This is a genomic window from Catellatospora methionotrophica, assembly GCF_011297335.1.
Lineage (GTDB): Bacteria > Actinomycetota > Actinomycetes > Mycobacteriales > Micromonosporaceae > Catellatospora > Catellatospora methionotrophica.
The window spans coordinates 30,191-52,589 of the sequence record NZ_JAAOTJ010000023.1 but is presented as its reverse complement, the minus strand read 5'-3'; the positions used below and the strand labels follow the sequence as shown (position 1 = coordinate 52,589).

Below are 22,399 nucleotides of genomic sequence, written 5' to 3'. Positions count from 1 at the left end.
GGGTGGGGGGTCAGGCGGTCGCGGTCGCCATGCGGCGGCGCAGGCTGGCCGGGCGCATGTCGGTCCAGACCTCGGCGATGTTGGCCAGGCACTCGTCCTTGGTGCCGGTGAAGCCCTGCGCGGTCCAGCCGGCCGGGATCTCGCGGTCGGCCCACCAGATCGAGTACTGCTCCTCGTCGTTGCGCACGACGGTGTAGCGGGTCTCGTCGCTCACGGGTTTGCTCCTTCGTTGGTGTGGGACGGGGCGGCCGCGGCGGCCTGCCCGGAGTCGTTGCCGGTGATGAACCCGGTGACGGTGGTGCCTACGCCCTGCCGCAGCGCCTGGGTGCGGACCCAGGCCGCCAGGGCCAGGTCGAGCACGCCGAGGCCGAAGGGCGAGAACACGACGGTCCGGGCCGGGCCGGGGGCGTGCGCCCGGCCGCGGATCAGCTGGCCGATGGACGCGTCGATGAAGTCGCGCCCGCCGGTGGCCTGCTCGGCCAGGTGCAGCGAGGTGCGCTCCCGGCAGACGTGGTCGGCGTCGTCGACGACGTTGGCCGCGCCGAGGACCGCCTCGACGGTGAGGTCGCGCAGCGACACGTGCAGCACGCGGCTGCCCGGTGCGCAGGGCGACAGGTCCAGGTGCGGCTCACCGGCCGTGGTGGCCAGCGAGATCAGGGGCTGCGCGGCCAGGGCCCCGGTCGCCGACGCGGCGACGGTGAAGGCCGCCTTCGGGCACAGCGCGGCGGCCCGCACAGCGAAGTCCTCGGCCCGGGCCGGGTCGTGGTCGTACACCACGACCTGCTCGAACGGCGGCAGCAGCGCGGCCAGGAAGCGCAGCACCTCGAAGTTGATGACCCCGCAGCCGATCAGCGCGACCCCGGCCGGTCGGGCCTGCCCGGTGAGCAGGTCGGCGGCGAGCGCGGCGCTGGCCGCGGTGCGCTGGGCGGAGATGAGCGCGCCCTCGATGAAGGCGACCGGGTGGCCGGTCTCCAGCGAGTTCAGCACGACGGCCGCGCTGGCCCGCGCGACGCCCCGGTCGATGTTGCCCGGGAACGAGGAGATCCATTTGAGACCGGCCACCGGCTGCGGCCCGCCGACGTAGGCGGGCAGGCCGATGATCCGGTCGCGCGGGGAGTCCGGGAAGCGCAGGAAGACCGAGTGCGGCAGCGCGGTGTCGCCCTCGTCGTGGCGGCGGTACGTGTCGCGCACCAGCTCGACGACGTCGAGCTCGCGGTCGGCGAGCACCGCGCGCACGTCGTCATGGCCGAGAATCAGCACGGGTGTGTTCCTTCCACAGGTGCGAGACCTCTCCGAAGTGCCGGTGCACCCATTCGTCGGAGTAGATGGTGTCGAGGTACCGGTCGCCGCCGTCCGGGAAGATCATCACGGCGGTGGCGCCGGCGGGGATGCGCGGCAGGTGCCGCTCCAGGGCGGCCACGACCGCACCGGACGAACCGCCAGCGAGGATCGCCTCGCGGTTGACCAGCAGCCGGCAGGCGACCACGCACTCCAGGTCGGAGATGTGCGCGACCTCGTGCGCGGCCGTCGGGTCCAGCAGCGGCGGCACGACCGACGCGCCGTGGCCCGGAATGAGCCGCGGGGCGCGCTGGCCGCCGAAGATGACGCTGCCGATCGCGTCGACGGCGACGAACTTGGTGCGCAGGTCGTGCAGCCGCGCGTAGTCGGCGCAGCCGCGCAGGGTGCCGAAGGTGCTGGTCGAGCAGAACAGGTAGTCGACCCGGCCGCCCAGGCCGTGCACGATCTCGGCCATGGTGCGCTGGTGGGCGCGCGGGTTGAGGTGGTTGTGGTACTGGTTGGGGCTGTACGCGTGCGGGATGCTGCCCACCAGTTCCCGCACCCGCGCCATCCGCAGCGGCAGGTACTGGCTGGTGTCGCCGTCCTCGGCGCACACCATCTCGATCTCGGTCTGGTAGGCGCGCAGGATCGCCAGGTTCTGCTCGGTCGTCTTCGGATCCACCACGCAGATGAAGCGGATGCCGTAGTACGCGCAGATCTGGGCGATGCCGATGGCGAGGTTGCCCGAGCTCGACTCCACCACGACCGCGCGGCCGGGCACCAGCTCCCCCGAGTGAATCTTCGCGAGCAGCATGCTGAGCGCCGAACGGTCCTTGATGCTGCCGCCGGGGTTGAACCGCTCCAGCTTCGCGAAGACCCGGACGGGAGAGCCGTGGAACAGGTTTTCCAGCTCGACCAATGGCGTATTGCCCACCGTCGAGAGAATGCCTTTGACGCTGATGGTTGCCACGGCCTTCTCCTTCCCTCGGGGCCGCCATTCCGTTGTCCTCGACAAGGGTGTGGCGGCCCGCTATACCGGGTCTATACGGAATCGATGACTCAGGCCGAGCCGAGCGCGAACAGGCGCGACTGCTCGTCGGCGTCGACCAGGGACACCCGGGACAGCCGGGTTTGCGGGGCGTCACAGGCGACCGTGACCACCCGCAGCAGGTGGTCGGCGAAGCGTTCGAAGGTTTCGCGCTCGTACAGCTCGGTGTCGTAGCGCAGCGCGACGCTGAAGCCGCGCGGCCCCTGGGTGAACTCGACGGTCAGGTCGGTCTGCCCCTCCAGGTGCGGCACGTCGAGCATCTGCACGGTGTGCGGGCCCAGCCGCACCGGCGGGTCGCCGGCGGTGGGGATCTGGTCGGCGCGCTGCGCGGCGACCATGGTCACGGTCGTACGCACGAGCGGCCCGTCCGCGCTTCGACCGGCGTTGACCAGCGCGAACGGGTACGTGCCACGGGCCATCGCGCCGGTGAGCCGGTGCCCCACGGCGGCCAGCGCCTGCGCGACGGTGTCCGTACGCGACATGCGCACCCGCAGCAGGACCGTGTTGACCAGCAGCCCGACCACGTCCCGCAGGACCCGGCTGCGCCGGGTGGTGGTGGGGCAGCCGATGGTCAGGTCCTCCTGGCCGGTGTAGCGGTGCAGCAGGATCAGCAGTGATCCGGTCAGCACCGCGAACGGGGTGACCCCGGTGGCGACCGCGGTCTCGCGTACCCGCTGGGCCAGGTCGACCGGCAGGGTGCGGACCACGGTCGCCCCGGTGTATCCCGGCCGCGAGCCGCGCGGGTGGTCCGGCGGCACGGCGGCCGCCTGCGACCCGTCGGCGACGTCGCGCCAGTACGCGGCAAGCTCCGCCGCCAGGGGCGAGGCCAGCATGTCGCGTTCGTTGGTGACGTAGTCGTCGAAGGTGCCGCGCTGCGGCGGCAGTTCCGGCTCGGCGCCCGACGCCAGGGCCAGGTACGTCGCGGCCAGTTCCCGCCAGACCAGGCGCTGGGACAGCGCGTCGGTGGCGATGTGGTGCACCGCGACCACGAGCACGGCGTCGTGCGGGCGGTGCAGCAGCACCGCCCGGAACACGCCGTGTTCGAGGTCGAAGGGCTCCCTGGCCAGCTCGCGGGTCAGCGTGAGCAGCGCGGCGTCGTCGAGACCGGACACGTCCCGCCGCACCAGCCCGTACGAGCCGGGCGGCGCGATCTCCCGCACCGGCCCGTCGCCGTCGCGGACGAACCGCGAGCGCAGCATGTCGTGCCGGGTGACCAGCAGGTCCACGGCACGGCACAGTGCGTCGGCGTCGGGCCCCGGCGTGAACAGCGCCGCGTCGGCGTCGTTGTAGGCCGAGCTCTCCGGGGCGAGCGTGTGGTGCAGCCACAGGGCCTGCTGGCCGGCCGACAGCGGCACGAGGGTGCCTCGGCTCACCTCAGCCGACCCGTGTCCCGGCCACGAAGTCGACGAGGTGGCGCACCTGGATGAAGGTGCTCACGTCGTCGTCGGGCACGGTGACGTCGAACTCGCTCTCGGCGGCGGCCAGCAGGTCGACGCGGTTGAGCGAGTCCATGCCCAGCTCCTCGAAGCTGGTGTCGAGGGTGATCTCGCGGTCGGTGAGCTCGGGCATCACCTGGCGGATCAGCCGGACGATGTCGGTGAGCACTGCGTTTTCGGACATGTCGATTCCCATCGCGGTTGTTTCGGATCGGTCTTCCGCCGGGCGGCGGGCGGTCAGGTCAGGGCATCCGGACGATCTGTCCGGCGTAGGTCAGGCCGGCGCCGAAGCCGAGCAGCAGGACGAGGTCGCCCGGTGTGGTCTTGCCGCTCTCGCGCAGGCGGGTCAGCGCCAGCGGCACCGAGGCGGCCGAGGTGTTGCCGGTGTGGATGACGTCGCGGGAGACCTGGTCGTCGGCGAAGCCGAGCACCCGGGTGAGGGTGTCGATGATGCGGCGGTTGGCCTGGTGCGGCACGAACCAGGCGACGTCGGACATGGCCACGCCCGCCCGCTCGCACGCCTGCCGGGCCACCTTCGGCATGGTCGCCGTCGACCACTTGTAGACCAGCGGGCCGTCCATCGCGACGTACTCGTTGCCGTCGTCGAAGATCCGGGTCTCCAGCACCGCGTGCCGGCCGCCGTCGCTGCCCCACACCGAGGGGCCGATGTCGGCGCGCTCGGAGCGCGACACCACCGCCGCCCCGGCCCCGTCGCCGAAGATGACGTACGTGTCCGGGGTGTCCTTGTTGATCAGGTCGGAGGTGCGCTCGGCGCCCACGACCAGGGCGTTGCGGGCGTCGCCGAGGCGCACCGCGTTGGACGCGTTGGCCAGCGAGTAGGTGAAGCCGGCGCAGACCGCGTTGACGTCGAACGCGCCTGCCGACGGGATGCCCAGCCGGCTGGCGATCTGCGCCGCCGCCCCGGGGATCCGCTGCAGCCGCGTCGAGGTCGCCAGGATGAGCAGGTCCACGTCGGCGGTGTCGACGTCGGCCATGGCGAGTGCCTTGCCGCACGCCTCGACCGACATCGTGACGATGTCCTCGTCGGGTGAGGCGTGATGCCTGGTCTGGATACCGGTGCGGTCGACGATCCAGTCCGGGGTGACCGAGGTGAGCTGAGCCAGCTCCTCATTGCCGACGCAGTGCGCCGGACGGTAAGCCCCGAGTCCCGTAATGGTCGACCCGTACACGTCGAGCATCGCATTCCCTTCGTCGGATGCACCGCATTGGCGGTGGTACGCGAAAAGGAACTGTCGACACCGTGGCTATATGTTTCCTATACGAATTCCCGGGGCCGCGTCTATAGGAACGGTATAGCGGGCCTGCGTAGTTTTCGGATTCGCGCTGATCCGACTACGAGGGCACGGCGAGGGAGAGCATCATGGGCGGCCTGCCCGATTTCGACGAGGTGACGCCCGCGCGCTGCGGGGAACTGGCGGACCGGTTCGGTTCGCCGCTCTACGTGTACGACGGCTCGACCCTGGTGCGCTCGCTGCGCGAGCTGACCGGCGTGCTGCACCCGGCCATGGAGGTCTTCTACTCCCTCAAGGCCAACCCGAACATCAGCGTGCTGTCGCTGCTGGCCGCGCACGGCGCGCGCGCCGAGGTGTCGTCGCTGGTCGAGCTGCGCACCGCGCTGGCCGCCGGGGTCGCCCCGGCCGACGTCATCTTCCTCGGACCGGGCAAGAAGCCCGACGAGCTGCGCGCCTGCCTCGACGCCGGCATCTACGCCGTGGTCGCCGAGTCGTTCGCCGAGCTGTCCGAACTGGACGCTCTCGCGGCCGCCGCGGGACGCCGGGTGCGGGTGCTGGTGCGGGTCAACCCGGCCGAGACCGCGCAGGGCGCGCGGCTGGCGATGGGCGGCAAGCCCCGCCAGTTCGGCATCGACGAGGCGCAGCTGCTGGCCGCCGGTGACCTGCCCGGCCGCCACCGCCACCTGGACTTCGCCGGAGTGCACGGCTACCTGGGCACCCGCATCCTGGACCACACCACCGCCGTGGCCAACACGGTGCAGGTGCTGGCGTTGGCCGAGCGGCTGGCCGAGGCGACCGGCATCGGGATCGACGCCGTCGACGTCGGCGGCGGCCTGGGCATCGCGTACTTCGACAAGGAGACCGACCTCGACCTCGACGCGCTGCGCGCCGGGATGTACGAGGCCGTCGAGCCGTTCCACCGCCGCCACCCGCACACCCGGCTGCTGTTCGAGGCGGGCCGCTTCCTGGCGGGCCGGGCCGGGGTCTACGTGACCCGGGTCCGCTACGTCAAGGAGTCGATGGGCCAGCGGTTCGCGGTCACCGACGGCGGCACGCACCACCACATGGCCGCGGTCGGGGTGGGCTCGTTCGTCAAGCGCAACTTCCCCGTCGTGGCGCTGAGCAGCCCCGATGCCCCGGCCACCGGCCCGTGGCAGCTGACCGGGCCGCTGTGTACGCCCAACGACCTCATCGCCAAGGACGTGGCCCTGCCCGACCTGGCCCCCGGCGACCTGGTCGGCATCGCGCGCTCCGGCGCGTACGGGCCGTCGGCGTCGCCGGTGCTGTTCCTCAGCCACGGTCACCCGGCCGAGGTGCTCGTCCACGAGGGGACCGCGTACCTGGTGCGTGACCGTGACGAGCCCGCGGACCTGCTGCGCCAGCAGCACCTGCACCACTTCCCCGCCACCGTCCCCGCGACGGCCTGACCACCGTTTCAAGGAGTGCGCACATGAACCGCAACGACGTCATCGACCAGATCCGGATCGTGGTCGGCAAGGTGCTCGGCCACGAGATCAAGGCGCTGTCGCCCGACGAGCGGCTGCTCGACGGCCTGAACCTCGACTCGACCAGCATGCTGGAGATCCTGATGGAGCTCGAGGACACCCTCGGGTTCGAGGTCGACATCGACTCGCTGGACCCGGCCGTGTTCGAGACCGTGGGCAGCTTCGCCGACTACATCGTCGACGCCGTCCAGAAGGGCTGAGCCGGTGTCGCCCGCTCTGATCAGCGTCGCGGCCGGTGAGCTCCGGCGCGTCGCGCGCGAGCGCGGCCTGGCTGCCGGGCTGGGCGCGATCATCCGTGGCGGTGTCCCGGTCCCCTGCTCGGCCACGGGCCTGACCCTGCTGCCGGTCGGCGTGCTCGGCGAGGTCGCCGCGTGGCGGCTGCCGGGGGCGACGGTGCCCGCCGACCGGGCCACGGTCACCGTGCTGGCCCACGCGCTGGGCGAGACCGAGGGCCTGACCCAGGTCCGGATCGTCGCGCGTGGCGAGCAGGTGCCGTCGCAGCGTACGGCCGAACCCGAGCCGGACGACGCGGTGCTGCTGCTGGCGTCGGTGCGGCTGGGGCTGCTGGAGCACATGCTCGAAGCGGCCGTCGCGCACCTGAACAGCCGGATCGTCGACGGCAGGCCGCTGACCACCCGGCAGATGATCCAGGCCGCGGTCGCCGACACGGTGACCGTCGCCCGGACCATCGCGCACGTGCTCGACGACCCCGAACTGCCCGGCGGCGCGCTGGCCGAGGCGCACGAACGCCTCGACGAGGCCGGCTGGACCGTGACCACCCTGTTCGGCGCGGGCGGCTACCTGCGTGAGCACCCGGTGCGCTGCCTGTACGTGGCGGGCCTGGTCCACGACGCCTGGCACACCGACGACTACCGATAGGAACCCCTGTGGACCCCGACGACGAGCTTGAGGCACTACGCGCGCAGGCCGGTGAGCATGCGGCGCAGCTGCGTGCGCTGGCGCTGTCCGTGGACGCCGCACCCGATCGCGTGGACGAGCATCTGTCGTCCCCGGCGATGCAGGCCGTGCGCGGGCTCGACCCGATCGCCCTGGGCGCGCGGCGCACCGTGGCGATGCTGGTGGAGCTTGCCCGCGGCGACGCAGGCATGGTGCTGGCCTGCCCGGGACCGGCGCTGGCCGGGGTCGTCACGGGCATCATCGGCTCCCCCGAGCAGCAGGAGCGCCTGCGGTCGGCCGTCGCCGACGGCCGCGGCTGGGCGTTTCTGGCCATCACCGAACCCGATGTGGGCAGCGACGCGACCGCGCTGCGCACCGAACTGCGCCCGGCCGGCGACGGCACCTTCCGGCTGTACGGCGTCAAGCGCTACATCGGCAACGGCGCGCGGGCCCGGATCGGCGTCGTGCTGGCCCGCACCGGCCCGGGGCCGCTCGCGCTGCGCGCGGTCCTGGTCGACGGCGCGAGCCCGCAGTTGCGGGCCCGCCCGCTGGACATGGTCGGGCTGCGCGGGGCGCAGATCAGCGAGCTGGCGTTCGACGGCATGCCCGTCGGCCCCCAGGACCTGCTCGGCGAGCACCTGAGCCCGCTGCGGCGCGGCATGTGGGGCGTGATGCAGGGCTTCACCACGGTACGGGTGCAGATCGCCGCGATGGCGGTCGGCACCTCGCTGGCCGTGCACGAGTACGTACACGCGCAACGGCGCGGCTGGCGGACCGGCGAGCTCGCCGTGCTGGACCGCGCCCACGCCGAGATCGCCGCCGTCCACCGCCTCACCCAGCGGGCCGCCGCCGCGGTGGACGCCGACCGCCGCCACACCCATCCCGCGTCCCTGGCCAAGCTCGCCGCGGTGAGCCTGGCCAGGACGGTCACCCGCCGGCTGCCCCGGCTGCTGGGCCGTGGCGCGCTGCTGGAGCACCCCCTGCTCGAGAAGTGGTGGCGTGACGTGTGCGCCTTCGAGTTCATGGAGGGCACCAGCCACATCCAGCGCCTGCACGTGGCCCAGCACTGCCTGAAGAACGGGTTCGATCATGACAACTAACGTTCGGGTCGGAGTGGACGTGCTGCTGCGCGAGCGGTTCCACCGCCTGGCGCAGCACCCCCGCTACCGGGCCCTGCTGTTCACCGAGGACGAGCTGGGCCAGGCCCCGGCGGGCGCGTCGCCGCAGCGGGTCGAGGAGTACCTGGCGGGCCGGTTCGCGGCCAAGGAGGCCGTGGCGAAGGTGCTGGGCACCGGGTTCCTGCGCGGCATCGTCTGGCACGACATCGAGGTGCTGCGCGACCGGCTCGGCGGGCCGTCGGTGACCCTGCGCAAGGGCGCCCGGCGGGCGGCCGAGGAGAACCGGCTCAGCGACATCTCCGTCTCCATCACCCATCAGGGACCCGTGGTGGTCTCCGTCGCGGCAGGACTGTCATCGTGAGCGAACAGAGCTGGGATGCCATCGTCGTCGGCGCGGGCCAGGGCGGTCTCACGGCGGCGGCCTACCTGGCCGCCGTCGGCGGGCAGCGGGTGCTGGTGCTGGAGGCCAACGCCATCGCGGGCGGCAGCACCCAGGTGTTCCGCCGCCGGGGCCGGTTCGAGTTCGACGTGGGCACCCACTACCTGCCCGAGTGCGGGCCCGGCGGGGTGCTCCACGCCGCATACCAGGGCCTCGGGCTCGGCGAGCGGATCACGTTCGGCCGCCTGGACCCGGACTGCTTCGACCGGATCGTGCTGCCCGGCGGCCTGGACGTGGCGGTGCCCAGCGACCCGGCCGGCTACCGCGAGCGCATGGCCGCCGCGCTGCCGGGCGAGGCCGACGCGGTACGCGCCTACGCCGACCTGCTGTCGGAGCTGTACGACCAGGTCCGTGGCGCGGTGATCCGCCCGCTCGGCGGCGCCGAGAACCCCGCCGCGGGTCCGGCGGTGCCGAACCGGTGGAGCACCGCGACGCTGGACCGGCTGATGCGCCACTGCGGGCTGTCCCCGCGCGCGCGGACCGCGCTGTCCGCCCAGTCGCTCAACTACGGCCTGGGCCCGTCGCAGGTAAGCGCGCTGGGTCACGCCGCGATGCTGGGCGACTACCTGGCCGGGGCCTGGTATCCGCACGGCGGCGGCCAGATGCTCAGCGCGACCCTGCTGGAGGTCATCGACGCGTACGGCGGAGAGCTGCGCACCCGCAGCCGCGTCGGGGAGATCCTGGTCGAGGGCGGGCGGGCCGCCGGGGTGCGCCTGACCGACGGCACCGAGCTGCGTGCCCCGGTCGTGGTGTCCAACGCCGACTACCGCCGCACCATGCTGGAACTGGTCGGCGCGGAGCACCTGCCGCCCGCGGTCGCGGGCCGGGCCGAGCGTGCGGTGATGGCGCTGCCGCTGGTCAGCGTCTACCTGGCAGTGGACGCGGCGGCTGTGCGCCCACAGGCACACAACATCTGGTGGTACGAGACCGACGACGTCGACGGCGTCTACGAGCGCCTCAACGCGGGCGAGTTCGAACGGCCGGAGATGGCGTTCCTCAGCTCCGGCAGCGCGAAGAACCCGCTGCACGAGGCAGCCGACCACCACACCATCGAGATCGTCACCGTGGTCCCGCCCGGCTGGGCCCCGTGGGCCGCCGAGCCCGCGGTCGCCGAGTCCTACGCGTACCGCCGCGACGAGGCGTACCAGACCGAGAAGGAGCGGGTCGGGCAGCTGCTGCTGGACCTGGCCGAACGGGCGCTCGGGCCGCTGCGCCCGCACCTGCTGCACTACGAGGTCGCCACGCCGCTGACCCAGACCCGCTTCGCCGGGGCCACCGGCGGCACGCCTTACGGCCTGGCGACCACGCCGCGCCAGTACGGCGCGCTGCGCCCGGATCACACCAGCCCGGTGCCAGGGTTGTTCCTGGCCGGGTCGAGCAGCCGCAACGGGTGCGGCATCAGCGCGGTGACGGTCGGCGGGGTGCGCTGCGCCGAGGCGGTGCTCGGGCAGTCGCTGCTGTCGGAGGTGCTGGCGGGCAAGGTGTACGGCTCGGCCGCGGCGCTGCCCGAGCGCGGGCCCGGCTGGGATCCGCTGCTGGCCTCGCGCGGCAGCCGGGCGCTCAAGCACCGGAGGCGGGCATGAGCGCGACCTCGCTGGCCGCCGTTGGCAGCTTCCTGCCAGACACCGACGTGACCCTGGAACAAGCTGCCACCGTGCTGGGCCTGACCGACCAGGAACTCAAGCGCTACCGGCGCTTCTTCGGCCTGGACCGGGTGCGCTGGGCGACCGGCGCGCGGCAGGAGGACCTGCTCGTCGCCGCGATCGGGCAGCTGCCCGACCTGGACGCCTACCGCGGCCGCATCCGCTACGCGATCCACGCCCGCACCATCGAACCGACCGGGGCGTACTCCTCGCAGCCCCTGCACACCGCGCTGGCCCGGACCGGACTCGGGCACGCGCAGGCGTTCGCGCTGAGCCAGCACGCCTGCTCCTCGGGGCTGCTCGCGGTCGACCTGGCCGGGCGGCTGCTCGACACCGACGGCGACCCCGACGCGCTGGTGCTGGTGCTGACCGGGGAGAAGACCTATCCGCACGTGGCCCGGTTCATGCCGGCCGCGATGGTGATGGGCGAGTCCTCGGCGGCCTGCCTGGTCGGGCGGGACGGCGAACGCGACCGCGTGCTGGCGTACACCACCCGCACCTACGGGCAGTTCAACGCGGTCACCGTCCGGTCGGGGCCACAGGCTGCGGCGTTCGAGCAGATGTACATCCCGGGGCTGGCCGACCTGATCCGCGACACCGTCGCGCAGGCCGGGCTGACCCTGGACGACCTGCGCCTGGTGCTGCCGCACAACGTCAACCGGATCTCCTGGACCCGGCTGGCCAGGCTGCTGGACCTGCCGCTGGACCGGCTGATGCTCGACAACATCGCCCGGACCGGGCACTGCTTCTGCGCCGACCCGTTCGTCAACTACTCCCGCGCCCGCGAGCTGGACCTGCTGCGGCCGGGCGACCACTACCTCATGGCGAGCGTGGGCCTGGGCGCCACGTTCTCGGCCATGCTGCTGCGACACTAGGAGACGACGTGCTCAGGCTCACCGCCGTCAGGCACTTCCCGTTCGACCTGGACGACGCGCGACCCTCCTGCCACGGGCTGGCCGAGGTGTTCGCCGAGCGGCTGGCCGGCGACGGGGTGCCCGCCGACCCGGCCGCCGCACTGGTCGGCAACCGCAACAGCTTCTCGCTGATGAGCGCGCACGTGGCCGCGCAACTGTGCCCCGACCCGGACGTGGTGCTGGTCGGGCACGCCGCGCACGACTGCGATCTGAGCACGTCGGTCGCCGGATACCTGCAACAGCGGCTGCCCGGCGACCCGCTGGTGCTGGCGGTCAGCGAACAGGGCGCGACCACCGGCTTCGCGGCGCTGACCATGGCACGGGCGCTGCACGACACCGGCGCGGGCCGCCGCATCCTGGTCGTGCTCGCCGACCAGGCGACCTTCACCTACGACGATCCGCGCCTGTCCGGCCTGGACCGGCGGCGTGACCACGCCGTGGGGCTGCTGTTCACCGACGACGGCGGCACCCCGGTGACCGAGCTGCGGGTGCTGGCACAGGTCGACCGGCAGTCGCTGCCCTCGGCACTGGCCGCGGCGGCCAAGGAGGCCGTGTCGGCCCCGCACGGGGTGCTGGTCGCCGGAGCGGGACTCAGCCCTGCCGACACCGCCGCGGCGACCGGCGGGCAGGTGGCCGTACGCCACGCCGCCGCCGACCGGCTGACCACGGCGGTCTGGTCGGCGCTGGCCGACGAGCTGGCCGCCCCCGCCACGTGCGAGCGCACCGTGGTCGCCGTCGAGTACGAGCCGGACCTCGGCTACCTGTCCACCCTGGCGCTGACCGTGCCGCCCGCCCCGACGTCTGGAGCCGTCCGTGACTGACCTGCTGCATGACCTGCTCGACCGGGCCGCCGCGCGGCTGCCCGACGCCCCCGCGCTGACCTGCAACGAAACGACGCTGACCTGGGCCGGGCTGGCCGAGGGCAGCAGGCGTGCCGCGGCCCGGCTGCGCGCCCGCGGGGTGCGCCGCGGCGACCGGGTGGTGGTCATCGCCCCGAACCATCCGTCGGTGGCGCTGCTCACCTACGCCTGCTCGCGGCTGGGCGCGGTGTTCGTGGTGCTGCACGAGCAGGTACGCGGGCCGGGCCTGGTGCACGTGCTCACCGACGCCGAGCCCACGCTGCTGGTCACCGACGCGCCCGCGGCCCGCTGGGAGGCTGCCGAGCTGGGCATCGCCGTGCTCGGCGTCGACGAGGCGGCGGGCGGCGACCCGACCGCCGAGGAGGTCGCGGCGCTGGCCGAGCTGCCGGGGTGCCGGGCGCTGGGCGTCGACCCGCTGTGCCTGATCTACACCTCGGGCAGCACCGGCATGCCCAAGGCCGTCGTCTCCACGCACGCCCAGCTCGTGTTCGCCGCCCGCGCGATCCAGAGCCGGCTGAACTACCACGCCGTCGACACCGTCTACATCGCTCTGCCGCTGTCCTTCGACTACGGGCTGTACCAGCTGTTCCTGGGCGCGCTCAGTGGCGCGCACTGCTGGGTGGGCACGTCGGCGGAGATCGGCCCCGGGCTGCTGCGCAACCTGCGCCGCTCGCGGGCCACGGTGCTGCCCGCGGTGCCGTCGCTGGCCGAGAACCTGGCCCGGATGCTGGCCCGTTACGGCGGGGACCTGCCGCTGCGGCTGATCACCAATACCGGCGCGGCGATGCAGCCGGCCACCCTGGCCCGGCTGCGGGAACTGCTGCCCGACCTGAAGGTGCAGCTGATGTTCGGGCTGACCGAGTGCAAGCGGGTCGCCATCATGACCCCTGACGAGGACCTGCGCCGCCCCGGCGCGTGCGGGCTGCCGCTGCCGGGCACGGAGGTGCTGGTGCTCGACGACGACGGCGAGCCGGTGGCACCGGGGGTGATCGGCGAGATCGTGGTGCGCGGCCCGCACGTGATGAGCGGCTACTGGCGCCGCCCGGAGCTCAGCCAGCAGCGCTTCCCGCGCCGCGAAGGGCTGTTCCCGCAGCTGAACTCGGGCGACTACGGGTGGCTGGACGCCGACGGCTACCTGTACTTCAGCGGGCGGCGCGACGACCTGTACAAGGCGCACGGTTTCCGGGTCAGCGCGACCGAGGTCGAGGCGGCCGCGTGCCGCCTGCCGGGGATCGAGGCCGCGGCGGTGCTGCCGCCCACCGCGCAGCGGGCCGAGCCGCTGCTGTTCGTGGTCGGCAAGCTCACCGGGGCTGAGGTGCTGGAACGGCTGCGGGCGGAGATGGAGCCGTACAAGGTGCCGCCGCGCTGCACGGTCGTCGAGGCGATGCCGCTGACCGGAAACGGCAAGACCGACCGCAAGGCGCTCGCGGTGACCTACGGCTGAGCTGCGCCGATGCTCACGGGCGGCCCGGTGTTCACGCCGGGCCGCCATCGTCACGTGCGACCTGCGATGGCACCCGATAGGGCGCCGCGCAACGGCTCGCGCCATACCGGAAACCCGCTCGCGTTTCAATGCGTCACCGCAGGTCAGCGGCTTACGCTCTGCGGCGGGCGTCGGCAGCATGTTGCCACGGCAGGTTGATGCAAGATCGAAGCGCGGATTTCTTTCTCCAGGGTCGGTAGAAATCAATTCAGCAAAGCAAGTCCACCCCCAAAGGAGATCGAAATGCGCACCTCGACCAAGGCGATCACCGGCCTCGTGGCGACCACCGTGATGGCCCTCGGAATGGCCGTTGCCGTCCTCGCCGCCGGCGCGGACACGACCGCCCCGACGAACGGGATCCAGGCCGAAGGCTTCGGCTGGGACAGCGTCGAAGGCGGCTTCGGCTGGGACTCCGTGTCGCCCTCACCCAGCGCTTCGCCGCAGGCCTGAACTCGGCCGGTGTGACCGGCCTGCGCACCGATGGTGCGGCCACCCCTCTTATGGACACCTATTACATCCGGATCGGAAAGAGATGGAATTTCGAATTCTCGGACCTGTGGAGGTCTGGGGAAGCGACGGGGAAATACCACTCGACGGTTCCAAACAACGCACCGTTCTAGCCGCCCTCCTCCTCGCTCGGGGCCGCATGGTCTCCGACTCGCACCTGTGCCGGCTGCTCTGGCACGACAACCCGCCGGCGACCTTCAACGCCCAGATCTACACCTACGTCTCCCGGCTGCGTAAATACCTCGGGAACGCGGTGACGATCGCCCGCCAGCGCCCCGGATACCTGCTGCGGGTGGACCCCCGCCAGGTGGACTCGGAGAACTTCGCCCGGCTCGCCCGCCTGGGCGGCGAGGCGCTCAAGGCCGAGGACTACGACCTCGCTTCCGGGCTGCTCGGCCAGGCGCTGGAGCTGTGGCGCGGGCCGGCGCTGACCAACGTGACCCAGCAACTCGCCGACGAGCAGGCACATCGTCTCGACGAGTCCCGGCTGGTCGCCCTGGAGGGCCGCATCGAGGCGGACCTGGCCCTGGGCAGGCACGTGGACCTGCTCCCCGAACTGACCGGTGTGGTCGCCGAGCATCCCATGCACGAGCGGTTCCGCGCCCTGCTCATGTCGACGCTGTGGCGCTGCGACCGGCAGGCCGACGCGCTGGCCGTGTTCCACGACGGGCGTAAGGTTCTGGCCGAGGAACTCGGAGTGTCACCCGGCCGCCTGCTGACCGACACCTACCGGGCGATCCTCGTCGGTGAGACGCAGCAACGGCCCGGCCGGGCCGCCACGGTGAGGCACGCCGCCGCGGTGTAGCACCCGGCCCCGAGCCGAGGCACGGCGATCGCTCCAGCCCCCCGCACCTTCGATCCAACCATCGCCGTTCTCGCACCCGGGGAAGGACCATGCCTCGAATCACCCCGTCCACGGACGTCCACGGGATCCACCGATGTATCTCGTGATCGCCATCGTGGACACGCCCGGGCACCTCGCCGAGCTGGAGACCGTACGGCGGCGCCTCGTCGAGGGCGCCGCCGGCACGGACCGCCTCGAACACGTCTACCTGGCCATCCGGCCCGGCGGCATCGCCTGCTCCCTCTACCTGCGGGCAGAGGACGAGGGGCAGGCCCGGCAACTGGCCGAGCAGCTGGTCCGGCGCACCATGGCCACCCTGCCCGGCCTGGACCAGTGGTCACTGCACCTGCTGTGGAACCGGTGAGCGGCCGGCGGGGGGACCCGCCGGCCGCTCACGCGAGGTCGGCGTCGGTGATCCAGCCGCGTTCGGCGGCGAGCACGCCCGCCTGGAACCGGCTGCGCGCCCCGAGCTGCTGCAGCAGATCGGCCGTGTTGCGGCGCACGGTGCGCACCGACACGCCGAGCTTGCGCGCCATCGCCTCGTCGGTATAGCCCGAGGCCAGCAGCCGCAGCACCTGCTTCTCCTGACTGGACAGGCCGGAGTCGTCGCTGACCCGGCTCACGCCCAGCGGCGTGGAGATCTCCCACACGAAGTAGAACAGCGAGACCAGCGCCTCGACCAGCCCGGCCCCGGACAGCACCACCGCACCGGCATTGCTGCGGTCGCTGTCGATCGGCACCACCGCGTGTTCACGGTCGACGATCAGCATGCGCACCGGCAGCACCGGGGTGGTGCGCACCTCGCTGCCGAGTTCCTGCAGCCACAGCGCGTACGCCGTGGTGCGGGCGTCGTTGAACATGCTGTCGAGGTACACGGTGCGGATCTTGACGCCACGGGCTACGGCAGCCTCGTCGAGCACCCGGCTGGCCCGCAGACCCTCCGGGGACTGCGCGCCGCCCGGCATGAACGACAGCGCCTCGGTGCGGCAGGAGACCGCCAGCTCCTCCAGCCGGCCACGGATGGCGTCGAGGCCGATCAGCCGCTCGACCGCCGGGTCGTTGCTGTTGGCCTTGATCTCGGCGTGGTTGATCAGCAGTTGCGCCACCGCCGCGCGGCTGCGCGCGATCTCGTGGTTGCGCTGGGCCAGCTTCTCCTGCTCGCGTTCCAGCAGCGCGGTCAGGCCGAGCTCCGGGCTGACCGCACGGAACTCGCGCGGCTCCTCCCAGCGCAACCGGACCAGTTCCAGGTGTGCGAGCTGGTCGAGGGTGCAGCGCACGGTCTGTTCGTCGACGCCCAGCTCGGCCGACACGTCCGTCACGCCGATGTCCGGTTGTCTGAGCACCGCCAGATACACGGATTGCATAAGGTCACTCAAGCCCAAGGATTCGAGCATGTTTCCCCCATGAAACATCGATGTGCCTTGCACACGAAGACGCACACTACCGGACTGCCATCCGCATGCCATCAGGTCGTTTCACCATGTGAATGAAGGGTAGGGCCAATCAGCTCCTGGTTAACAGCCTTCCACCTTGATAAATGTCGATATTTCCGCAACGTCCTATGTGGTCACTGAAGGGAGACTCGCCGGTAACATAGAAGTCTTCGGAGATCAGGACGTCACGATTGTCGATTGGCGACTCAGTTGTCGGAAGCGCGACTATCAGCGCCGATCGTGGAGGGCAACCAAACGCAATGCGATCAGCGTAAGACAGCTGGATGGCGTGCCGGGGCGGCCGCCCGCAGCGCCGTCAGCGCCGCGTCCAGAGCAGCCGTCAGCGGCTCGATCGACCGCATGGCCTGGGTCAGCAGCAGGCCGCCCTGGACCGCGGCGAACACCGCCAGCGCGAGCCGGCCGGGATCGGCGTCGGCGCGCAGCAGCCCGCTCTCACGCATCCGGCCCAGCCCGTCGCGCAGGAGGCCGCGCCACCGGTCCATGTGCCCGACCACCTCGGCCGCGGCGGCCGGGTCGGTGCCGACCAGCTCGCTGACCAGCGTGCCGATCGGGCAACCCCAGTGCGGCTGCGAGCCGTAGTAGGCCACCAGCGCGTCGCGCCAGCCGTCCCACGCCGCCCAGGTGTCGAGCGTGTCCAGAAACGGACGCTGCGCCCGCAGCACCCGCTCCATCTGCAGGTCCGCGATGGCCAGCACCAGCTCGCTCTTGCCGCCGGGAAAGTAGTGGAACAGCTGGCTCTTGCTGGTCAGGGTGCCCGCGCGCACATCGTCGAGGCTCGTGCCACCGACCCCGCGCGCCAGCACCAGGTCCGCCGCGGTCGCGACGATGCGCGCCCGGGTGGCGGCTCCCTTGGCGGTCAGCCGGGCAGGGGTGGCGGTCGTCATCAGGCCATTCTACTGTTACTGGACCGCAGGGTCCAATACTGGCGGGTCCTCCCACGGCGTGGGCGACCGACACCTCGTGAAGAAAACTTTTGTACGCTCCCCCATGAAGCTGCTATTTCCTACACAGGGAGCGTTATGAGCGAGCCCGCGCAGACCATGGCGGTGGCGGTCTCCGCCGCCGGGCTGTGGACCTCACCCGATGCCGCGCGGACGCTGGACGCACCCGCCCTGGACACCCCCGCGCGGCTGCGCGCCTGGGCCCGCGCCCAGGGCCCCGACGAGCGCCGCGACCTGTGGGGCCGGGTCGACAGCCAGCTGCTGCTCGGCGAGACGGTGCTGGTCCGGGAGGTGCGCGACGGCTGGGCCCGGATCAACGCCCCCGCCCAGCCCACCCGCAAGGACCCACGCGGCTACCCGGGCTGGCTGCCCCTGGCACAGCTCGCCGCCCCCGCCGAACGGACCGGCGCGCACGTGGTGGTCACCGAGCAGGTCACCGACCTCAGGGACAGCCCCGGTGGCCGCGTCGTCGCCGACGACGTCAGCTACGCCACGGTGCTGCCCGCCCGGCGGCGGCAGGACGGATACACCGAGGTCGGCCTGCCCGGTGGCGGGACCGGCTGGCTGGCCGACAAGCACCTCGACGACCACCGGGCCCGCGGCCCGCTGCCGACCGGCGAGCAGCTGGTCACCGCGGCCCGGCTGTTCCTGGGCCTGATGTATCTGGCCGGCGGCACGCACGGGCTGATGCTCGACTGCTCCGGGCTGCCCCACCTCATCTACCGGCGGTTCGGGCACACCGTCCCGCGTGACGCCAGCGACCTGGCGCTGCTCGGCGAGCACGTGGAGGTCGCCGACCTGGCCCCGGGCGACCTCGCGGTCTTCCAGAACGACGAGACCGGCGACGTCTACCACACCGGTGTCTGCACCGGCGGCGGCCAGGAGGTGCTGCACGTGTCCCAGACCGACTGGGCCTGCGTGGACGGCGTACTCACCGAACGCCGCCGCCGCCACCTGGTGTCGGGCCGCCGCCTGCGCTCGGCGTAGCGGAACGCCGGCTGACCCGGCGGTTGCCCGTGGGCCCCGGACCGGAGCCCACGGGGTCGTGCGTCAGCCGCCGTTGACCTGATGGAACGGGGTCAGGTCGACGGTCGGGCGGGTGGTGCGGGCGCCCGCCTGCGCGACCGGGGCCGGGATCGAGTCGAACAGCTGGCGGCCCAGCACCGCGTGCGCCTCGACGGCCGGGTGGGTGGCGCCGTAGTTGTCCAGCCCGCCGAGGGAGTCGGCGAAGAACGCGAACGTCAGTGCGGGCGCGCCGGAGCTGTCGAACATGATGCCGACCTCGTGACGGCCCGCGCCCAGGGTGTTGAAGTCGGCGCCGTACTTGACGGCCACCCGGCTGCGCTCGTTGGAAGACATGTTGCGCCGGATGCCGTCGTGGTAGCCGTTGACCCAGCGCATGATGCCCAGCAGGAAGTCGCAGGACTTCGCCGACAGCAGGGTCTTGTTCGCCAGCCGCCACAGCAGGTCGTGCATCTCCGCCGGGGTGGTCTTGCCCAGGAAGAACCGGTTGGGGTTGGCCACCGGGACGACCCGGGTGTTGACGAAGCCCTTCGCGGCCAGGATCTGGTTGATCTCCAGCGCGGGCACGACCCGGCCGCACATGCGCACCGCGGTGTTGTCCGAGACCAGCAGCAGCGCGGTGAGGAAGTTGGCGACCGTGATGTCGTCACCCCACACGGTGTGCAGGTGGTAGATGCCGCTGCCGCCCAGGATGATGTCGGCCTGCAGGTCGAGCTTCTGGCCGAGTTGCAGCTCGCCCCGGTCGACCTTGTCCATCACGGCCACCGCGACGGCGACCTTCTGCACGCTGTATCCGTCGACGATCGCGTCGACGTCGTCGGCGATGACGGTCTCCAGCACGCCGGCCGCGTTCAGGGCGGCGACGTGGGAGTGCCATACGCCGCCGGCCTTGGTCTTCTGTCGCTGGTAGACCCGGCGCAGGTGGCCCGGACCGGTGCCGCGTTCCTCGTCGGCCGCGAGCGCCGGGGTGGCCGCGCCGAAGGTGGCCGCGGCGGCGCCGAGCCCGAGGCCTCCGATGGCGGCGCGGCGGGAGAGAGGTGTGGACACGAGATTCCCCGTTCGTCGTGAAGGGATGGTCCGGTCGATCCTAGGCACGGGATCGCCCGGCCGCCGACCGTGATCGGCCGGGCCCGCCGCCGCCCCGGTGGGTGTGGTGGCGATCAGCCCGGCGGTGACCGGGGCACGGTCGGCCGCGGGCCGCAGACATCCATCCGGGCGCATGCCCGCGCCGGTCGGCCGGTCCACAGTCGACTGTGGACGACCCTGGTGAGCAGCGACGATCGCCGGACGTGCGAACCCGATCGGGTGACTGTCGCGAAGGCGACCCGGGTGCGGAGGTACACGAATCGTGTTCATGACGCCGTCTGCCTGGCGGTACGCATGATCGATCTGCCGTGAGAGCGGTCCTGGCCCCTCATTCAGGAATGGGGACAGGTCGGCCGGTGTCGGGCGCTTCGCCGGGAGTGCTACCTAGGGACTCTGCACCGGCTTCGGCAGAGGAGACAGACCGGCGTGCTCGCGGACGATGAGACCAGGCACTGGGCGGAACGCCTCGCGGCGGCGACCGCACCGCAGGAGATCGGCGTCGCGGGGGGCGTCCTGGAGGCGTACCTCGCCGGAGGCTCGCAGCGCCAGGCGATCCTGCGCCCCGGCCGCACCGGCTCCGGCTCGGCCGGCGTCGAGCTGGTCACCGCCCTGGCCGCGATCATGCACGCGATCGACGTCGCCGGAGTGCACCTCAGGGCACTGCTGGCCGCCGCCGCCACCGGCAACTCACTGAACCCGCTCGCCCTCATCGTCGGTTTCAAGGCCTACCGCAGCCCGAAGGCCCGCGCCCCGCAGGACCCGCCGCTGGACCCGGAACTCACCGCGCGGGCCAGGACCGCCGTCGAGATGTGCCCGCGCCTGACCCGGCGACTGCCCCGATGACCACCACCGCACCGGTCGCCGCTGTCACGGCGGCGCTGCCGCGCCCCCTCGTGCCGCCGTGGCTGTGGCTGTTCTCCGGGCTGTGCCTGCTGGGCACCGCATGGAACCTGCCCCGGCTGCTCACCGACCCGGTGGCGGCGGCCCGCGACGTGTTCGACCGCGGCTCGCACGCCGAGCCGGCGGTCACCGCCATGCTCGCGGTGCTGGGCGTCTGCTCGGTGCTGCCCACGCTGCTGATCGGCCTGGCCCTGGTCGCGGTGCTGCTGCCGCGCGTGCGCGGGCGGCTCGTCGAGCGGCGGCTCGTGCCACCGGGTGCGCTGCCGGCCCGCACCGCGGCCGCCGTCGCGCAGATGCAGTCGTTCGTGGACGGGATCCACCACGGCGTCGTGGTACGGCTGTCCGGCGCACCCGGCAACGGCGGCGCGCAGGTGTACGCGGCCGGCTGGCGCGAGCCCCGCATCCTGGCGTACCCGGCGCTGGTCGCCCTGTGGGAGCACGAGCCCGCCGCCGCCCGCGCGATCCTGGTCCACGAGCTGGGCCACATCCGCAACGGCGAGCACCTGCTCGTCGGCCGGCTCGGGCCGTTCGCGCTACTGGCCCGCGCCTGGGCACCGGTGTACCTGGCCCTGCTGGCGGTGCCGCCGCTGCTGCTGCCCATCGCCGACGAGCAGGCCTTCGCGGTGGCCGCGTCACTGCTCGGCGGCGCGGTGACCGCCGCACCGTCGGGGCTGATCGCGCCGGTGCTCGCGTTGTGGCTGGCCGAGCTGGCCGCCGACCGGGTCGCCGCCGACGACGGCCGGGCAAAGCCACTGGCCGGGACGCTGACGCGGGGGCGGCGTACGTTCGGCCGCCTGCTCACCCATCCGCCGCGCTGGCTGCGCCGGGCGCTGTTGCGCCGTCCCGACCCGGCGACGGTGCTGGTGCTCGCCGCCTGGCCGCTGACGTTCCTCGGCGAGCTGGCCCTGCTGGGCCTGGCGGCGCTGATCGCGTCGGCGGGTGAGCGGTGGACCCTGGCCCAGGCCTGGCACCACTACACCGGCGCTGGTTACGGGGTCGCCTCGGCGGGGCTGCGGACCTGCCTGGTCGCCGCCCTGTTGCTGCTGTGCTGGCCGTGGCTGAGCGGCGGGTGGCCCGCGCTGTGGACCCGTGGCCGGGTGCCGGTGCGGCGGCGCAGCGGCGTCGCACTGCACGTGGCCGCGGCGATGATCCCCCTCGCGGTCGCCGCGGCGGTCGTCGCCGTGCGGCCGGTGCCGCCTGGCCAGCTGTGGAGCCTGGACTATCCGACCCGGCTGACCACCGAGCTGTCCGGCTTCGGCACGGTCATGCGCCCGGAGCCGGACCTGCCGGGCAACGCGGGGCCGGGCTGGACCGGCGGGCCGCTGGCGTACCCGGTCCGGCTGCGGACCACCGCCGTGGTGTCGCTGACCCTGGTGGGCGGTCGCGGGGACCGGGCCGCCCGGGCCACCGCGGTCGTGGTCGGCAGTGTCTGGGAGTTCACCGCCGACGGCCGCCTGGTCTGCCGCCCGTCCGGCGGGCGCAGGCCGGTGCCGGGCACGTTCACCGCCGACGGGCCCTGGCTGCACGCGAGCGCGTTCCCCGCCGACTTCACCGACCTGACCTCGGACAACGTCGTCGGCCGGTTCGACCTGCTCGCCAGCCCACCACGGGCCGAGCTGCACTGGATCATCGGCTGGTCCGCCGACGGCGACCACAGCTCGTACCGCATCGTCGTCACGCTGACCCCGCAGGACACGCCCTGAGACAGCCTGACCCCTCGGGCTGGGGGCCTTCGAACAGGGCCCCAGCCCGGAGGGTTAACCCGGAAGA

The 22,399-nt window shown here is 72.6% G+C and carries 24 protein-coding genes; 15 read left to right on the top strand and 9 right to left on the bottom strand.

Annotation, left to right across the window (positions count from 1 at the left end):
* Positions 1-10 precede the first annotated feature (10 nt).
* From HAV40_RS33145 to HAV40_RS33120, 6 genes are all read right to left on the bottom strand, one after another.
* Positions 11-214 (bottom strand): MbtH family protein, encoded by a 204-nt coding sequence (locus tag HAV40_RS33145; protein ID WP_166388233.1) that lies wholly within the window; start codon positions 212-214, stop codon positions 11-13.
* Entirely contained in the window at positions 211-1,260 is a 1,050-nt protein-coding gene (sbnB, locus tag HAV40_RS33140; RefSeq protein ID WP_166388232.1) for a 2,3-diaminopropionate biosynthesis protein SbnB, read from the bottom strand. Before sbnB ends, HAV40_RS33145 begins: the two co-directional genes overlap by 4 nt.
* Positions 1,241-2,224, bottom strand: a complete 984-nt coding sequence (gene sbnA / locus HAV40_RS33135) for a 2,3-diaminopropionate biosynthesis protein SbnA (RefSeq protein WP_203672200.1) — start codon at positions 2,222-2,224, stop codon at positions 1,241-1,243. The genes sbnB and sbnA overlap by 20 nt, the downstream gene beginning before the upstream one ends.
* A gap of 113 nt (positions 2,225-2,337) precedes the next feature.
* On the bottom strand, positions 2,338-3,699 hold the full coding sequence (locus tag HAV40_RS33130; RefSeq protein ID WP_166388230.1) for a condensation domain-containing protein: 1,362 nt from the start codon (positions 3,697-3,699) through the stop codon (positions 2,338-2,340).
* Position 3,700: 1 nt separating this feature from the next.
* The gene (locus HAV40_RS33125; protein WP_166388229.1) at positions 3,701-3,946 is read right to left on the bottom strand and encodes an acyl carrier protein; all 246 of its coding nucleotides are present in this window, start codon (positions 3,944-3,946) and stop codon (positions 3,701-3,703) included.
* Positions 3,947-4,004: 58 nt separating this feature from the next.
* The gene (locus HAV40_RS33120) at positions 4,005-4,961 is read right to left on the bottom strand and encodes a beta-ketoacyl-ACP synthase III (RefSeq protein WP_166388228.1); all 957 of its coding nucleotides are present in this window, start codon (positions 4,959-4,961) and stop codon (positions 4,005-4,007) included.
* A gap of 182 nt (positions 4,962-5,143) precedes the next feature.
* On the opposite strand from HAV40_RS33120, the gene HAV40_RS33115 reads away from it, so the two are divergent.
* The 12 genes from HAV40_RS33115 (at position 5,144) to HAV40_RS33060 (ending at position 15,589) form a co-directional block, all read left to right on the top strand.
* Entirely contained in the window at positions 5,144-6,442 is a 1,299-nt protein-coding gene (locus HAV40_RS33115) for a type III PLP-dependent enzyme domain-containing protein (protein WP_166388227.1), read from the top strand.
* A gap of 23 nt (positions 6,443-6,465) precedes the next feature.
* A complete protein-coding gene (locus tag HAV40_RS33110; RefSeq protein ID WP_166388226.1) occupies positions 6,466-6,720 on the top strand; it encodes an acyl carrier protein in 255 nt (84 codons plus the stop codon).
* A 4-nt stretch (positions 6,721-6,724) separates the two neighbouring features.
* Entirely contained in the window at positions 6,725-7,399 is a 675-nt protein-coding gene (locus tag HAV40_RS33105; protein ID WP_166388225.1) for a hypothetical protein, read from the top strand.
* 8 nt (positions 7,400-7,407) lie between these two features.
* The gene (locus tag HAV40_RS33100) at positions 7,408-8,517 is read left to right on the top strand and encodes an acyl-CoA dehydrogenase family protein (RefSeq protein WP_166388224.1); all 1,110 of its coding nucleotides are present in this window, start codon (positions 7,408-7,410) and stop codon (positions 8,515-8,517) included.
* Complete coding sequence (locus HAV40_RS33095; protein WP_166388223.1) at positions 8,507-8,896, top strand: holo-ACP synthase; 390 nt, start codon at positions 8,507-8,509, stop codon at positions 8,894-8,896. Before HAV40_RS33100 ends, HAV40_RS33095 begins: the two co-directional genes overlap by 11 nt.
* The gene (locus HAV40_RS33090; protein ID WP_203672184.1) at positions 8,893-10,557 is read left to right on the top strand and encodes a phytoene desaturase family protein; all 1,665 of its coding nucleotides are present in this window, start codon (positions 8,893-8,895) and stop codon (positions 10,555-10,557) included. The genes HAV40_RS33095 and HAV40_RS33090 overlap by 4 nt, the downstream gene beginning before the upstream one ends.
* Complete coding sequence (locus tag HAV40_RS33085) at positions 10,554-11,492, top strand: 3-oxoacyl-[acyl-carrier-protein] synthase III C-terminal domain-containing protein (protein ID WP_166388222.1); 939 nt, start codon at positions 10,554-10,556, stop codon at positions 11,490-11,492. The genes HAV40_RS33090 and HAV40_RS33085 overlap by 4 nt, the downstream gene beginning before the upstream one ends.
* An 8-nt stretch (positions 11,493-11,500) precedes the next feature.
* Positions 11,501-12,352, top strand: coding sequence for a beta-ketoacyl-[acyl-carrier-protein] synthase family protein (locus HAV40_RS33080; protein WP_166388221.1), 852 nt, complete (start codon positions 11,501-11,503; stop codon positions 12,350-12,352).
* Positions 12,345-13,835 (top strand): class I adenylate-forming enzyme family protein, encoded by a 1,491-nt coding sequence (locus tag HAV40_RS33075; RefSeq protein WP_166388220.1) that lies wholly within the window; start codon positions 12,345-12,347, stop codon positions 13,833-13,835. Before HAV40_RS33080 ends, HAV40_RS33075 begins: the two co-directional genes overlap by 8 nt.
* A 282-nt stretch (positions 13,836-14,117) precedes the next feature.
* Complete coding sequence (locus tag HAV40_RS33070; RefSeq protein WP_166388219.1) at positions 14,118-14,324, top strand: hypothetical protein; 207 nt, start codon at positions 14,118-14,120, stop codon at positions 14,322-14,324.
* A gap of 82 nt (positions 14,325-14,406) precedes the next feature.
* Positions 14,407-15,186: an AfsR/SARP family transcriptional regulator gene (locus HAV40_RS33065; RefSeq protein ID WP_166388218.1), complete on the top strand. Its 780-nt coding sequence runs from the start codon at positions 14,407-14,409 to the stop codon at positions 15,184-15,186.
* 133 nt (positions 15,187-15,319) lie between these two features.
* Positions 15,320-15,589, top strand: a complete 270-nt coding sequence (locus tag HAV40_RS33060; protein WP_166388217.1) for a hypothetical protein — start codon at positions 15,320-15,322, stop codon at positions 15,587-15,589.
* A gap of 28 nt (positions 15,590-15,617) precedes the next feature.
* Here HAV40_RS33060 and HAV40_RS33055 read toward each other — a convergent pair whose 3' ends face one another.
* Positions 15,618-16,619 carry a helix-turn-helix transcriptional regulator gene (locus HAV40_RS33055; protein ID WP_166388216.1) on the bottom strand — a complete coding sequence of 334 codons (1,002 nt, stop codon included), beginning with the start codon at positions 16,617-16,619 and terminating at the stop codon, positions 15,618-15,620.
* Positions 16,620-16,924: 305 nt separating this feature from the next.
* Positions 16,925-17,563 carry a TetR/AcrR family transcriptional regulator gene (locus HAV40_RS33050; RefSeq protein ID WP_166388215.1) on the bottom strand — a complete coding sequence of 213 codons (639 nt, stop codon included), beginning with the start codon at positions 17,561-17,563 and terminating at the stop codon, positions 16,925-16,927.
* Between the two features lie 135 nt (positions 17,564-17,698).
* Between HAV40_RS33050 and HAV40_RS33045 the strand changes: the two genes are divergently transcribed.
* Positions 17,699-18,607 (top strand): C40 family peptidase, encoded by a 909-nt coding sequence (locus HAV40_RS33045; RefSeq protein WP_166388214.1) that lies wholly within the window; start codon positions 17,699-17,701, stop codon positions 18,605-18,607.
* 63 nt (positions 18,608-18,670) lie between these two features.
* On the opposite strand, the gene HAV40_RS33040 is transcribed toward HAV40_RS33045, so the two are convergent.
* The gene (locus HAV40_RS33040; RefSeq protein ID WP_166388213.1) at positions 18,671-19,690 is read right to left on the bottom strand and encodes a serine hydrolase; all 1,020 of its coding nucleotides are present in this window, start codon (positions 19,688-19,690) and stop codon (positions 18,671-18,673) included.
* A gap of 465 nt (positions 19,691-20,155) precedes the next feature.
* Here HAV40_RS33040 and HAV40_RS33035 point away from each other — a divergent pair, with 465 nt between their 5' ends.
* Together HAV40_RS33035 and HAV40_RS33030 are read left to right on the top strand one after the other, a co-directional pair.
* Positions 20,156-20,572: a hypothetical protein gene (locus tag HAV40_RS33035; protein ID WP_166388212.1), complete on the top strand. Its 417-nt coding sequence runs from the start codon at positions 20,156-20,158 to the stop codon at positions 20,570-20,572.
* Positions 20,569-22,332, top strand: a complete 1,764-nt coding sequence (locus HAV40_RS33030) for a M48 family metalloprotease (RefSeq protein WP_166388211.1) — start codon at positions 20,569-20,571, stop codon at positions 22,330-22,332. Before HAV40_RS33035 ends, HAV40_RS33030 begins: the two co-directional genes overlap by 4 nt.
* Positions 22,333-22,399: the final 67 nt, after the last annotated feature.

Bases quoted from the DNA above. Each gene is read 5' to 3' on its own strand.
- HAV40_RS33060 (WP_166388217.1), top strand. From the start codon at position 15,320: ATGTATCTCGTGATCGCCATCGTGGACACGCCCGGGCACCTCGCCGAG.
- HAV40_RS33050 (WP_166388215.1), bottom strand. From the start codon at position 17,563: ATGACGACCGCCACCCCTGCCCGGCTGACCGCCAAGGGAGCCGCCACC.
- HAV40_RS33085 (WP_166388222.1), top strand. From the start codon at position 10,554: ATGAGCGCGACCTCGCTGGCCGCCGTTGGCAGCTTCCTGCCAGACACC.
- HAV40_RS33045 (WP_166388214.1), top strand. From the start codon at position 17,699: ATGAGCGAGCCCGCGCAGACCATGGCGGTGGCGGTCTCCGCCGCCGGG.
- HAV40_RS33055 (WP_166388216.1), bottom strand. From the start codon at position 16,619: ATGCTCGAATCCTTGGGCTTGAGTGACCTTATGCAATCCGTGTATCTG.
- HAV40_RS33120 (WP_166388228.1), bottom strand. From the start codon at position 4,961: ATGCTCGACGTGTACGGGTCGACCATTACGGGACTCGGGGCTTACCGT.
- HAV40_RS33115 (WP_166388227.1), top strand. From the start codon at position 5,144: ATGGGCGGCCTGCCCGATTTCGACGAGGTGACGCCCGCGCGCTGCGGG.
- HAV40_RS33030 (WP_166388211.1), top strand. From the start codon at position 20,569: ATGACCACCACCGCACCGGTCGCCGCTGTCACGGCGGCGCTGCCGCGC.
- HAV40_RS33095 (WP_166388223.1), top strand. From the start codon at position 8,507: ATGACAACTAACGTTCGGGTCGGAGTGGACGTGCTGCTGCGCGAGCGG.
- HAV40_RS33125 (WP_166388229.1), bottom strand. From the start codon at position 3,946: ATGTCCGAAAACGCAGTGCTCACCGACATCGTCCGGCTGATCCGCCAG.
- HAV40_RS33070 (WP_166388219.1), top strand. From the start codon at position 14,118: ATGCGCACCTCGACCAAGGCGATCACCGGCCTCGTGGCGACCACCGTG.
- HAV40_RS33110 (WP_166388226.1), top strand. From the start codon at position 6,466: ATGAACCGCAACGACGTCATCGACCAGATCCGGATCGTGGTCGGCAAG.
- HAV40_RS33065 (WP_166388218.1), top strand. From the start codon at position 14,407: ATGGAATTTCGAATTCTCGGACCTGTGGAGGTCTGGGGAAGCGACGGG.